At 74.7% G+C, this 12,167-nt stretch carries 11 protein-coding genes; 4 read left to right on the forward strand and 7 right to left on the reverse strand.

Annotation, left to right across the window (positions count from 1 at the left end; all coding sequences use genetic code 11):
- The first annotated feature begins 53 nt into the window (after nt 1-53).
- From EDJALFJO_RS30720 to EDJALFJO_RS30730, 3 genes are all read left to right on the forward strand, one after another.
- Nucleotides 54-1,469 carry a TrkH family potassium uptake protein gene (locus EDJALFJO_RS30720; protein ID WP_088290305.1) on the forward strand — a complete coding sequence of 472 codons (1,416 nt, stop codon included), beginning with the start codon at nt 54-56 and terminating at the stop codon, nt 1,467-1,469.
- 68 nt (nt 1,470-1,537) lie between these two features.
- Complete coding sequence (locus tag EDJALFJO_RS30725; protein ID WP_158220629.1) at nt 1,538-3,949, forward strand: diguanylate cyclase domain-containing protein; 2,412 nt, start codon at nt 1,538-1,540, stop codon at nt 3,947-3,949.
- Nucleotides 3,950-4,019: 70 nt separating this feature from the next.
- Nucleotides 4,020-4,691, forward strand: a complete 672-nt coding sequence (locus tag EDJALFJO_RS30730) for a TrkA family potassium uptake protein (RefSeq protein ID WP_233150132.1) — start codon at nt 4,020-4,022, stop codon at nt 4,689-4,691.
- Nucleotides 4,692-4,707: 16 nt separating this feature from the next.
- On the opposite strand, the gene proC is transcribed toward EDJALFJO_RS30730, so the two are convergent.
- Nucleotides 4,708-5,517 carry a pyrroline-5-carboxylate reductase gene (proC, locus tag EDJALFJO_RS30735; protein ID WP_088290311.1) on the reverse strand — a complete coding sequence of 270 codons (810 nt, stop codon included), beginning with the start codon at nt 5,515-5,517 and terminating at the stop codon, nt 4,708-4,710.
- 262 nt (nt 5,518-5,779) lie between these two features.
- On the opposite strand from proC, the gene EDJALFJO_RS30740 reads away from it, so the two are divergent.
- Complete coding sequence (locus EDJALFJO_RS30740; protein ID WP_198950797.1) at nt 5,780-6,607, forward strand: bifunctional 2-polyprenyl-6-hydroxyphenol methylase/3-demethylubiquinol 3-O-methyltransferase UbiG; 828 nt, start codon at nt 5,780-5,782, stop codon at nt 6,605-6,607.
- Between the two features lie 22 nt (nt 6,608-6,629).
- On the opposite strand, the gene EDJALFJO_RS30745 is transcribed toward EDJALFJO_RS30740, so the two are convergent.
- From EDJALFJO_RS30745 to EDJALFJO_RS30770, 6 genes are all read right to left on the reverse strand, one after another.
- Nucleotides 6,630-7,364 carry an ABC transporter permease gene (locus tag EDJALFJO_RS30745; protein ID WP_233150133.1) on the reverse strand — a complete coding sequence of 245 codons (735 nt, stop codon included), beginning with the start codon at nt 7,362-7,364 and terminating at the stop codon, nt 6,630-6,632.
- Nucleotides 7,361-8,149 (reverse strand): ABC transporter ATP-binding protein, encoded by a 789-nt coding sequence (locus EDJALFJO_RS30750; protein WP_088290315.1) that lies wholly within the window; start codon nt 8,147-8,149, stop codon nt 7,361-7,363. Before EDJALFJO_RS30750 ends, EDJALFJO_RS30745 begins: the two co-directional genes overlap by 4 nt.
- Nucleotides 8,150-8,215: 66 nt before the next feature.
- A complete protein-coding gene (locus EDJALFJO_RS30755) occupies nt 8,216-8,812 on the reverse strand; it encodes a TetR/AcrR family transcriptional regulator (RefSeq protein WP_088290317.1) in 597 nt (198 codons plus the stop codon).
- A gap of 50 nt (nt 8,813-8,862) precedes the next feature.
- On the reverse strand, nt 8,863-10,419 hold the full coding sequence (locus EDJALFJO_RS30760; protein WP_088290319.1) for an MFS transporter: 1,557 nt from the start codon (nt 10,417-10,419) through the stop codon (nt 8,863-8,865).
- 89 nt (nt 10,420-10,508) lie between these two features.
- A complete protein-coding gene (locus EDJALFJO_RS30765; RefSeq protein ID WP_088290321.1) occupies nt 10,509-11,795 on the reverse strand; it encodes a glutathionylspermidine synthase family protein in 1,287 nt (428 codons plus the stop codon).
- Between the two features lies 1 nt (nt 11,796).
- A partial coding sequence (locus tag EDJALFJO_RS30770) for a hypothetical protein (protein WP_233150134.1) occupies nt 11,797-12,167 on the reverse strand: 371 nt, incomplete at its 5' end.

Below are 12,167 nucleotides of genomic sequence, written 5' to 3' on the forward strand. Positions count from 1 at the left end.
CCGTACCGTTCGACGGCAGGCCGCATCTGCGCGACGACCGGAGCCTCCCCGCGATGACCGACACCGACCACCAGACCACCGGCCGGGACGACCGCCGACGCGGCTGGGTCCAGGCCCGGATCGACGAGGCGGCCCGCCGTTCCCCCGCGCGGCTGGCGCTGGGCGTCTTCGCCGCGGTGATCGCCGTCTTCGTCGCGCTGCTCAGCCTGCCCGCGGCGACCACGAGCGGGCAGCGCGCGCCGTTCGTCGACGCCCTGTTCACCGGGGTCTCGGCCGTGTGCGTCACCGGTCTGACGACCGTCGACACCGCGACGTACTGGTCGGGCTTCGGTCAGGCGGTGATCCTCGCCGGCATCAAGGTCGGCGGCCTGGGGATCCTCACGATCGCCTCGCTGCTGGGCCTGGCGGTGTCGCGCCGGCTCGGGCTCGCCCAGCGGCTCGTCGCCCAGTCCGAGATCAAGGCGTCCCGGCTGTCCGAGGTGGGCAGCCTGCTGCGGATCGTCGTCGTCACCTCGACGAGCATCGAGGTGGCCGTCGCGGCGGTGCTCTTCCCGCGCTTCCTCACGCTGCCGGACGGCGACAGCGAGGGCGTCCTCGAGGCGCTGTGGCACTCGGTGTTCTACGCGGTCTCGGCGTTCAACAACGCCGGCTTCGTCGTCCACGAGGGTGGCCTGACGCACTGGGTCGGCGACCCGTGGCTCACCCTGCCGATCGCCGCGGCGGTCTTCGCGGGCAGCCTCGGCTTCCCGGTCGTGCTCGTGCTCGTGCGCGCCTGGCGGCGGCCCGCGACGTGGCCGGTCCACACCAAGCTCACGCTCACGACGACGACCCTGCTGCTCGTGGTGTCGATCCTGCTCATCGGCGCCTTCGAGTGGACCAACCCGCACACCCTCGGTGCCCTCGACCCGGGGACGCGGGTGCTCGCGGCGGTCTTCGAGGGCGCGATGCCGCGCTCGGGCGGGTTCGCGACGGTCGACGTGTCGCAGATGAACGAGACGACCTGGCTGGTCCAGGACGTCCTCATGTTCATCGGCGGCGGCAGCGCCTCGACCGCGGGCGGCATCAAGGTCGGCACCCTCGCCGTCCTCACCCTCGCCGCGGTCGCCGAGGCGCGCGGCGACCGGGACATCGAGGCGTTCGGACGGCGGATCCCGTCGGCGAGCGTGCGGCTCGCCGTCACCGTGCTCCTCGCTGGGCTGACGATCGTCCTCGTCGCGACGCTGGCGCTGCTGGCGATCACCGGGCAGAGCCTGGACCGGGTGCTCTTCGAGGTGATCTCGGCGTTCGCGACCTGCGGCCTGTCGACCGGGCTGACCTCCGACCCGAACCTGGAGGACGAGGCGAAGTACCTGCTCGCCGCGCTCATGTACGTCGGCCGCACCGGGACCGTGACACTCGCCGCGGCCCTGGCCCTGCGCGAGCGCGGGCGCGCGTTCCGGCTCCCCGAGGAGCGCCCGATCGTCGGCTGAGCCTCAAGGCGCGCCACGCGCAGGCCGATCGGACCGGTGAGGTCCAGCTCCGGCCGTCAGGAGGCACCGTGCGTCCCCGCGCGCAGAACAAGCCCGTCGCGATCCTCGTCGACGGGTTGGCGGACTACCAGCAGCGCATCGTGCGGGGCGTGGAGTCCGTGCTGTCGGCGGAGGGCGTCGCCAGCGTCGTCGTCGTACGGCACCTGCACGAGGGCGCGGCGAGCGACAGCGTCTTCGACCTCGTGCGGCCGGACGCCGTCCGCGGGGTCGTCGCGACGAGCGTCGCGGAGGAGACCGCCCAGGCCTACGTCGGGGCCTTCCTCGACCAGGAGAACCCGCCGCTCGTGACCGTCGGCTCGCACCTCGCCGGCGTCCCCGGCGTCCGGGCCGACAACAGCCGGGCCACCGAGGACCTCGTCGCGCACCTGCTCGCGACCCGCACGATCCGCCGGCCCGTCCTCCTGCGGGGCGCCCCGGGCAACCCCGACTCCGACGACCGCGAGGCCGCCGTCCGCCGGCTGCTCGCGGACGGCGGCGTCGTGCTCGACGACGACCACGTGCTCACCGGGCTCTTCGAGCGTGAGGCGGCCCGGCTCGGGCTGACCCGGCTGCTCGCCCGGGACCGGCACGTCGACCTCGTCCTCGCGGCGAACGACCAGATGGCCTTCGGCGCGGTCGACGCGCTGCACGCCGCGCACCGGCGCATCCCCGAGGACGTCGGCGTGACCGGCTTCGACGACGAGCCCGGGGCCCGCGCGATGCGCCCGCCGCTGACGACCGTCGACCAGTGCCTCGTCGAGCAGGGCGAGCGCGCCGCCCGGCTGCTGCTCGCCCGGATGGACGGCGACACGACGTCCCCGCACGAGCACGTGGCCGCCCGGCTCGTCGTGCGCCGCTCGTGCGGCGCCGCACCGCTGTCCGGGATCGCCCGGGCCCGCGCGGGCCAGGACCCGGTGTCCGCCGTGCGCTCCCGGACGACGGCCGAGGCGGCCGTGGCCGCGGGGGTCGACGAGCGGGACGCGCAGGCGATCGGCACCGACCTCGAGGTCGGCCTCGCCACGCTCGGCGCACCGCCCGTGCATCTCCCCCAGGGCTGGGCGCGGGAGTGGGGTGCCCTCGCGCTCGCCGCCGTCGCCGAGGACGGCGACCCGCAGCCGTGGCTGTCGCACTGCCTGCCCCCGCTGTGGTCGACCGCCGAGGAGGGCGGCGACATGGGCTGGTGGGTCCAGGCCGCGGCGACGCTGCTCGAGGCCGTGCTCGTGCACCGCCCCTCGCACTCGGCGGCGCTGCGCGCGGCCCTGCTCCACGGCGAGCTCAGCTCGCGCCTCGCGGAGGCCGAGCACGAGGTGTGGCTCGACGCCCGCCGCCGCGAGATCACCGCCCTCGACCACGCCCGGGGCGTCAGCCAGGCGCTGCGCACCGTCGACTCGCTCCAGGACCTCACGCGGTCGGTCGTCCACCACCTGCCCGGGCTGGGGATCCGCCGCTTCTTCATGGCGACCTTCGAGCCCGAGGCGGGGGCGCCGACGGCGTCCGCGCGGATCGTCGTCGCCTGCCGCGGCAACCGGGTCGACGAGTCCGTGACCGGCCTGGTCTTCCGGTCGGCGGGGATGCTCCCGGCCGAGCTCGCCGGCGAGCTCGCGGGCGGCGTCCTCGTGCTGCAGCCGCTGCGCGTCGGCCGGTTCCAGCACGGGTTCATGCTCTACGACCAGCCGTTCTCGCACGCCGTCGCCGGGGACGCGCTGCGCCGCGACATCTCGGCCTGCCTCGACGGGATGGCCCGCCGTCACGAGCTCGCCCAGGAGCAGGACGCCGTCCAGCAGGTCGTCGTCAGCCGCACCCGCCGGCTCACCGTCGAGGCGCTCACCCGTTCGACGGGCCGGACGTCGGCCGGCCTGTCGGCCGACCCGCTCACCGGGCTCGCGGACGCCGAGGGGCTCAACGCGGCGATGACCGCGCTGTGGCTGCGGCACGAGCGCGAGGGCCGCCCGGTCGCCGTCCTCGTCGTCGACGTCGACGACCTCGCCGCCTACAACGAGGCCGCCGGCCAGGAGCAGGGCGACGTCGCGCTGCGCCGGGTCGCCGGCGTGCTCGCCCGGGCCGCCCAGCGCCCCGGGGACGTCGTGGCCCGGACCGGCGGCCAGCGGTTCGCGCTCATGCTCCCCGACACCGCCGAGGCCGGCGCCGCCGAGGTGGCCCGCCGGCTGCACCGGCTCGTCCACGAGGCGGGCATCGCGTTCCCGGGCCAGACCGGCCGGGTGCTCACGGTGAGCACCGGCGTCGCCGCCCGGGTGCCGGACCTCGCCGTCGAGCCGTCCGAGGTGCTCGAGGCCGCCGACCACGCGCTCTACCTCGCCAAGGAGCTCGGCAAGGACCGGTGGGCGGTCGCCGACGCCGACGAGTCCGGGTGGCTGCTGGACGCCGTCCCGGAGCCGTTCGTCCCGAAGCCGCGCGAGACGGGTGCCGACCACGTGATCTGAACACCCGTCCGGCACCATGGAGCCCGTGCACCGCCGGCCCGGCAGGGGACGGCGCGACGGAAGGACGACGGTGGGCGGCAGCAGGAACTCCCGGGAGGACGCGGTCCTCGTGTGCGGCCTCGGCCGGTTCGGCGCCGCGACGGCGAACGCGCTGGCCCGCCTCGGCCACGAGGTGCTCGCCGTCGACCGCGACCCGCAGCTCGTCCAGGAGTGGGCGGGGCGGCTCACGCACGTCGTCGAGGCGGACACGACGAGCACCGAGGCGCTCGAGCAGCTCGGCTGCAGCGAGTTCGGCATCGCCGTCGTCTCGATCGGCACGTCGGTGGAGTCGAGCGTGCTCACCGCGGTGAACCTCGTCGACCTCGGCGTCAAGCAGATCTGGGCCAAGGCTCTCACCCCGACCCACGGCAAGATCCTCTCCCGGATCGGCGTGCACCACGTCGTCTACCCGGAGAAGGACGCCGGCACCCGGGTCGCGCACCTCGTCACCGGCAAGCTGCTCGACTACATCGAGTTCGACGACGGCTTCGCCATCGTCAAGATGCGCGCCCCGAAGGAGACCGAGGGCTTCACCCTCGCGGAGTCGCAGATCCGCAAGAAGTACGGCGTCACCGTGGTCGGCGTGAAGTCACCCGGCGAGGACTTCACCTACGCGGTGGCCGGCACCCGCGTCGGCAGCCACGACGTCCTCATCGTCAGCGGGCACAGCGAGCTCATCGAGAAGTTCGCGGCGCGGCCCTGACCCGGCGGCCTGCGCGTCAGGCCTGGCCGGAGGAGAGCTCGCGGGAGCGGTCCCGGGCGGCCTCCATCGCCGTGAGGAACGCCGCCCGGACCTTGTGGTCGTCGAGCTGGCGCAGCGCGGCCATCGTCGTCCCGGCCGGGCTGGAGACCTGCTCGCGGAGCACGGTCGGGTGCTCGCGGGTCTCCTTGAGCATCGTCGCGGCGCCGTAGACGGTCTGGACGACGAGCTCGGTGGACGTCGCCCGCGGCAGCCCGAGGAGCACGCCGGCCTCGATCATCGCCTCGACGACGTAGAAGATGTACGCCGGGCCCGAGCCGCTGATCGCGGTGACGGCGTCCTGGTGGTACTCGGGCAGCTGGACGACCTTGCCGGTCGCCGACAGCAGCGCCGAGGCCCGCGCGAGGTGCTCGGCGTCGCAGTGCGACCCGGGCGAGACCGCGGCCATCCCCTCGTCGACGAGGGCGGGCGTGTTCGGCATGACCCGGACGACCGGGGTGCCCTCGCTGAGCCGCTCCTCGACGAACGCGGTCGTGATGCCGGCCGCGATGCAGACCACGAGCGCGCCGGGGCGCAGGCTCTCGCGGATCTCGGCGAGCAGCCCCGCGATGTCCTGCGGCTTCACGACGAGGACGACCGTGTCGCTCAACGTCGTCGCCTCGACGTTGTCGAGGACCTTGACCGAGTACTTGGCCCCGAGCTCGGCCGCCCGCTCGGGCCGCTTCTCGGTGATGACGACGTCCTGCGGGTCCCGCCCCGCCCGGAGCAGTCCCGCCAGCAACGTCTCACCCATGACCCCGGCACCGAGGATCGCGACTGTCTCCGCCATGGCCCCCAGCGTAGGTGCTCCCCGAACGCGCACCGCCATGCTTTGCTCTGCCCTCACGAGCGAGCCGGTCACCCGGGTCCCGCCCGCTCGGGCGTACCGCAGAACGCACCAACGGGCCGCGAACGCGGCGTGTCGGCCGTTGGAGCGCTCTTGTGACGTCCGGCGGTACGGCGGTCTCAGCTGGTGGACGCCGGCCGCGGTCCGGGTCCGGACGCCGGACGTCACCCGGGCGCGCGGCCGCACCCCGGTAGGGTCGACACCCGTGACGGACGACGGAACCACCCCGGGCCGGGTGACGGCCGCGCCTCCGGGCGGGATCGCGCTCGCGGTCGCCAAGCGGGCCGCGGAGTACGCGCTGTGGGGGCGGGTCGCCGTCCAGCGACGGGTCGAGGCGCGACGGTTCCCGGCGGGACGGCGGCGGCCGGCCCCGATGCCGCCGACCGACGTCCTGCGGAGCAACGCCGAGTGGCAGGCGTCCGTCGCCGAGTGCAAGCGGCTGCGGCTGCCCCTGCACCACGACAAGCCGAAGAACTGGGACGCCCTCGGCGCCGTCGCCACCGTGCTCGACCGGGTCGGCACCGACGCCCGCGTCCTCGACGCCGGGAGCGCGCGCTACTCCTCGGTGCTGCCGTGGCTGCGGCTCTACGGCCTCACCGACCTCGTCGGCAACAACCTCGAGTTCGGGGACGACGTCCGGCGCGACGGCGTCGTCTTCCGGTACGGGGACATCACCGCCACCGACTTCCCCGACGGCCGGTTCGACGCCGTCACGTGCATGAGCGTCGTCGAGCACGGGGTCCCGCTCGAGCCGTTCCTCGCCGAGAGCGCCCGGATCCTGCGGCCCGGCGGCGTGCTCGTCGTCTCGACCGACTACGACCAGGACCCGCCGGACACCAGCGGCGTCGTCATGTACGGCCAGCCGGTGCACATCTTCTCGCCGGACGACCTGCGCGACCTCGTGGCGCTGGCCGACAAGCACGGCCTCGAGCTGCTCGGCGACCTCGCGCTCGAGCACACCGAGCGGCCCGTGCACTGGGCGCGCACCGGGCTCGACTACACGTTCGTCCGGCTGAGCTTCGTCCGGCGCTGAGCCCGGCCCGGCTCCGGCCGGGTCAGTCCGTCCGCCGCCGCAGCGTCGCCGCACCGAGCCCGACGAGCACGAGCACGAAGCCGAGGATGACCGCGACGTCCTTCGCGACGTCCGCCCCGGCACTCGCGTCGACCGTGATCGTCCGCATCGCGTCGACCGCGTAGGACAGCGGCAGGACGTCGGACGCCCAGTGCAGGACGTCGGGCAGCCGGTCCCGCGGCACGAGCAGGCCGCACAGCAGGAACTGCGGCAGCACGAACGCCGGGAGGAACTGCACGGCCTGGAACTCGGTCGCCGCGAACGCCGAGAGGAACAGCCCGAGCGCCGTCCCGAGCAGCGCGTCGACGACGGCGACGACGATGAGCAGCCAGTCCTGGCCGGCGACGTCGAGCCCGAGCGCGTACACCGCGAAGGTCCCGGCGACGAGCGCCTGCACCGTCGCGAGCGCGCCGAACGCGATCGCGTACCCGCCGACGAGGTCGGCCTTGGCCAGCGGCAGGGTGAGCAGCCGCTCGAGCGTGCCGGACTGCCGCTCGCGCAGGGTCGCGATGCTCGTCACGAGGAACATCACGAGGAACGGGAACATCCCGAGCAGCGGGGCACCGATCGAGTCGAAGACCGGGGTGTCCGCGTAGATCCACGCGAGCAGGCCCATGAGGACGCACGGGACGACGATGAGCAGGGCGAGCGTGCGGCGGTCGTGCCGCACCTGGCGCAGCACCCGGCCCGCCGTGACGAGCATCAGGCGCGGGCTCACGAGGACACCTCCGAGGTCGTGGTGCCGCCGGCCGCGGCCCGGTCCCGGGCCTGGTCGACGAGCGCGAGGAAGGCCTGCTCGGCGTCCGCCGCACCGGTCGAGGCGAGGACGCCGGCCAGGGTGTCGTCGGCGAGGAACTCGCCCTCGCGCATGAGCAGCAGCCGGTCGCAGCGGACCGCCTCGTCCATGACGTGGCTCGACACGAGCAGCGTCGCGCCGTCCGCGGCGAGCCGGCGGAAGATGGCCCACAGGTCTCGGCGCAGCACCGGGTCCAGCCCGACCGTCGGCTCGTCGAGGACGAGCACGTCCGGGGCCCCGACGAGGGCCGCCGCCAGCGACACCCGGGAGAGCTGGCCGCCCGAGAGCGCCCCGACGCTCGCATCGACGTGCGAGCCGAGGTCGACCATGTCGACGACCCAGGTGACCTCGTGGGCGATCCCGCTGCGCGGCGTCCCGACGACGGCCGCGAAGTACGCGAGGTTCTCCCGCACCGTGAGATCGGTGTAGACGCTCGGCGCCTGGGTCAGGTAGCCGATCCGGTGCCGCAGCGGCTCGGTCCCGGCCGGCAGCCCGAGCACCTCGACGACGCCGCCCGCGACCTTCTGGACGCCGACGATGCTCCGCATGAGCGTCGACTTGCCGCAGCCGCTCGGGCCGAGCAGCCCGACGACCTGGCCGTGCGGCACCTCCAGCGACAGCCCCGGGATCACCGTGCGGCCGCCGCGGACGACGCGCAGCCCTTCGACGCGGATCGCCGGCTGTCCCACCGGCGGGTTTTTCAGCATGTGATGAAAATAGACCCGGCGGGCACGGAGCACAAGGGACGGACGGCGTCCCGCAGGCCGCGCGCCTCACTCCCCCGCGAGGTACCGCTGGACCGTCGGCGCCAGCAGCGGCACGAGGTCCTCGAGGTCGGCCGACGCGAGCGGCTCGACCCGGATGACGTAGCGCAGGAACGCGACGCCGACCATCTGCGCGACGGCGAGCTCGACGCGCAGCTCGGCGTCGCCCCCGGGCAGCACGTCGGCGGCGCGGGCCAGGATCGTCCGGGTGACGAACTGCCGGATCATCGCCGCGGCCTGCTCGCTCGTCGCCGCCGAGCGGACGAGCCCGAGCATCATCTCGCGGCCCGGCGGGGTGTCCCAGACGCCGAAGAAGAACCGGACGAGCCGCTCCCCGACACCGTCGATGCCCGGCCCGAAGACCACCGGGATGACGTCCGCGGGCCGCGCGGGGAACTGGAACGCCGCGATGAAGAGGTCTTCCTTGCCGTTCTCGAAGTAGTGGTGCACGAGCCGCGGGTCGACCCCGGCCGCGCGGGCGATGCCGCGCAGCGTCGCGCCGTCGAAACCGCGGGCCGCGAACTCGGCGCGGGCCGCGGCGACGATCTCGGCCCGGGCGTCCTCCCCCGCCGGGCGGCGCCCGCGCCGGCGGGTCGTGTCGGTCATGGCAGTCACCGTAACCGGACGACCCGCGGGCACGGCCGCGACGTCAGCCCCTACGGCACCCGTGGCGACCGCACGAAGACGACGACGGCCGCGACGACGAGGAAGACCGCCGCGGCGAGCATCGCCGTGCTCACCCCGTCGAGGAACGCGGCCCGGGCCGCGTCGACGACCGGGCGCGCGGCGTCCCCGAGCCGGGCGACCGCCGGGGACTGGGTGAACGCGACGGACTCCCGGACGTGCTCGGCGGCCTCGGCGGGCAGCCGGGAGGCGACGTCCGCGACGCCGTCCCGGTAGGCCTGGTTGATGACGCTGCCGAGCACCGCGATGCCGAGGGCGCTGCCGAGCTCACGGGCGGTGTCGTTGACCGCGGACGCGACGCCCTGCTTGGCCGGCGGGAGCGACTCGGTGATCGCCGTCGTCGCGGGCGTGCCGGCCAGCCCCATCCCGGCCCCGAAGAGCACCAGGCCGCCGAGGAGCACCGGGTAGGAGAGCTCGACGTCGAGCCGGCTGAGGACGACGAAGCCGGCTGCCATGAGGAGCAGACCGGTCGGCCCGACCCGACGGAACCCGACCCGGCGCGCGAGCAACGGCGCGGTCCGGGCGAGCGGCACGAGGACGAACGGCAGCGGGAGCAGGCGCAGCGCCGCCTGCAGGGGCGAGAGGCCGACGACGAACTGCAGGTACTGCAGGACGGCGAAGAAGAAGCCGAACGCGGCGGAGAACTGCGCGGTGATCGAGAGCGCCCCGGAACCGAAGCCCCGCAGCCGGAACAGCCGCGGGTCGAGCATCGGCGCGGGCCGGCGCAGCTCCCAGCCGACGAAGGCTGCCCCGGCCACGAGGCCGGCCGCGAGCGCGGCGAGCGTCACGCCGTCCGACCAGCCCCGCGACGGCCCCTCGATGACGCCGGACACGACCCCGCCGACGGCGACGAGCGACAGCAGCGCACCGACGACGTCGAGCGGCGGGGCGTGCGGGTCGCGGGACGCGGGGACGACGGCGAGCGCACCGACGAGCCCGAGGGTCGCGAGCGCGACGTTGAGCGCGAAGAACGAGTTCCAGCCGAACCACTCCAGGAGCAGACCCGCACCGAAGAGCCCGAGGACGCCACCGCCGCCGGCGATCCCGACCCAGACACCGACGGCGCGCGGCCGCTCCGACTCGGGGAACGAGGTCGTGATGACCGACAGCGTCGTCGGCATGATGGCCGCCGCCCCGACGCCCATGAGGGCGCGCAGCGCGACGAGCACCTGCGGGTCGGACGTCAGCGTCGCCCCGCCCGCCGCCGCGCCGAAGACGAGCAGCCCGGCGACGAGGATCCCCTTGCGGCCGTAGCGGTCGCCGAGCGCACCGGCGAACAGGAGCAGCCCGGCGAAGACGACGGTGTACGCGTCGACGATCCAGGTCAGCTCGGTCTGGCTCGCGCCGGTGTCGCGGGCGAGGCTCGGCAGCGCGACGTTGAGGCCGCTGACGGCCGAGACGACGGTCATGAGCGAGACGCCCATGACGGCCAGGACGAGCCGCTGCCGGCGCGGCGGGAGCACGGCGGCCGCGGACGGCGACGCACCGGCGGTCGTGGTCGGGGACGGCGCCCCCGTGGACGGGACCATGTCTGCCTCCATGTTTTCACCAGGTGAGGAAATTAGAATTCATCATCTGGTGAAAAGTCAACGCCGGTCCCGCCCGGCCGCCCGCCGCGCTACTCGTCGAGCCAGCCGCTCACCTGCTCCGGGGTCGACCGCGGGACGTCGAGCAGGTGCGGCACGAACCGGGCGCCGGTGTCGGTCACCGGCCCGTCCGACTCCCGGATGCCCAGGCCCGCGGCCCGCCCACCGACGACCCAGCTGCCGAGCACCGGCGCCGCCCCGCCGAACCGCGGGGCCGGCAGGTACTCCTGGAAGACCCGGGGCTGGCCCGCGGTGTGCCCCTCGGGCCGGCTGGTCGCGACGTCGTCCGCGACGACGTCGATCCCCGCGCCCTCCCAGCCGAAGACCGGCTTGGCGACGTACTCCCGCATCCCGTGCGGGCCGTCGACCTCGGCGCGCAGCAGGTTCTCGTGGCCCGGGTACGTCTCCCAGAGCGCCACGAGGATCGTCTTGGACGACAGGAGCATCTTCCACAGCGGCTCGACCCACGTCGTCGTCGCACGCCGCTCGACGACGTGCCTGCCGAACGGGTCCGTGAGGAGCCACTCCCAGGGGTACATCTTGAAGCAGGTGCTGATCTCGGCCAGGTCCGCGTCGACGAAGCAGCCGCGCCCGGCGTGCCAGCCGACCGACTCCATGGTCAGGACGACGGGGTCGAGCCCGGCCTCGGCGGCCGTCTCGGCGAGGTACCCGACGGTCGCCCAGTCCTCGGTCGGCTCCTCCTGACCGACGGCGAGGTGCACCTTCCCGTCGGGCACACCGGCACCGAACCCGCCCGGGACGCCACCGGCACCGGTGCCCGCACCGATCCGGCGCCACGTGCGGACGAGCCGCTCGTGGAGGAGGTTCCACTGGTCGCGGTCCGGGGCGACGTCCTCGAGCCAGTGCCACTGGCACACCGCGGCCTCGACGAGCCCGGCCGGGGTGTCGGCGTTGTACTCGAGCATCGACACCGGCCCCTCGCCGTCCCAGACGAGGTCGAACCGGCCGTAGAGCGTGGGTGACGTCGCCGCGCCGGCGAGGGATTCGTCGAGCAGCGGCACGAGCTCGTCGAGCAGCGGCTCCGGCAGGCCGAGGCTCGCCAGCAGCCGCGGCCTGCGCAGCAGGTGCCGCGCGGCCTCGACGCTCATCCGGTGGAGCTCCTCCGTGACCGCCTCGAGGTGCTCGGCCTCCGCCTCGGTGAGCACGTACGCGTGCTCCTCGTGCCAGTAGGCACGGGGCGCGGCGCCGGCCGCCCCGGCCGGCCCCTCCTGCTCCGACCGGTCGACCGCGTACGTCAGCCCCTGGGCCTCGACCCGCTCCAGCCAGTCCGGCCTCGCGTCGAGCCGCTCGCGGCGCACGTCAACCGCCCACCGTCGCGAACCGGCCGCCGAAACCGCCGCGGCTCACCGTGCCGCCCTGCACCGAGACCCCGCCGCGGTGCACGCTGTACGACCCGCCGTCGGGCGCCGCGAAGGAGCCGCCGCCGACCCGGCCGCCGACGGCCGGGGCCCGGCTGCCCGCCTGCACGTAGTACCAGCCGTGCGCACCACCGCCCGTGCTGCACCGCTCGTCGGAGACCCTCGTCTGCGTCGTCGTGTCGGCGCAGACCGCGTCGTAGTCGTAGCCGTCGCCGATCGCGGCGAGCCCGACCCCCAGCGCGACGGCCGCCCCGACCGCCACCGTCCTGACGTTCTCCGAGCGCCAGGCCCGCCCCCGCCCGCTGCGCCGGG

Origin of the sequence: Kineosporia sp. A_224, assembly GCF_002198655.1 — a bacterium.
Lineage (GTDB): Bacteria > Actinomycetota > Actinomycetes > Actinomycetales > Kineosporiaceae > R-H-3.

Bases quoted from the DNA above. Each gene is read 5' to 3' on its own strand.
- EDJALFJO_RS30720 (WP_088290305.1), top strand. From the start codon at position 54: ATGACCGACACCGACCACCAGACCACCGGCCGGGACGACCGCCGACGC.
- proC (WP_088290311.1), bottom strand. From the start codon at position 5,517: ATGGCGGAGACAGTCGCGATCCTCGGTGCCGGGGTCATGGGTGAGACG.
- EDJALFJO_RS30750 (WP_088290315.1), bottom strand. From the start codon at position 8,149: ATGCTGAAAAACCCGCCGGTGGGACAGCCGGCGATCCGCGTCGAAGGG.
- EDJALFJO_RS30755 (WP_088290317.1), bottom strand. From the start codon at position 8,812: ATGACCGACACGACCCGCCGGCGCGGGCGCCGCCCGGCGGGGGAGGAC.
- EDJALFJO_RS30760 (WP_088290319.1), bottom strand. From the start codon at position 10,419: ATGGTCCCGTCCACGGGGGCGCCGTCCCCGACCACGACCGCCGGTGCG.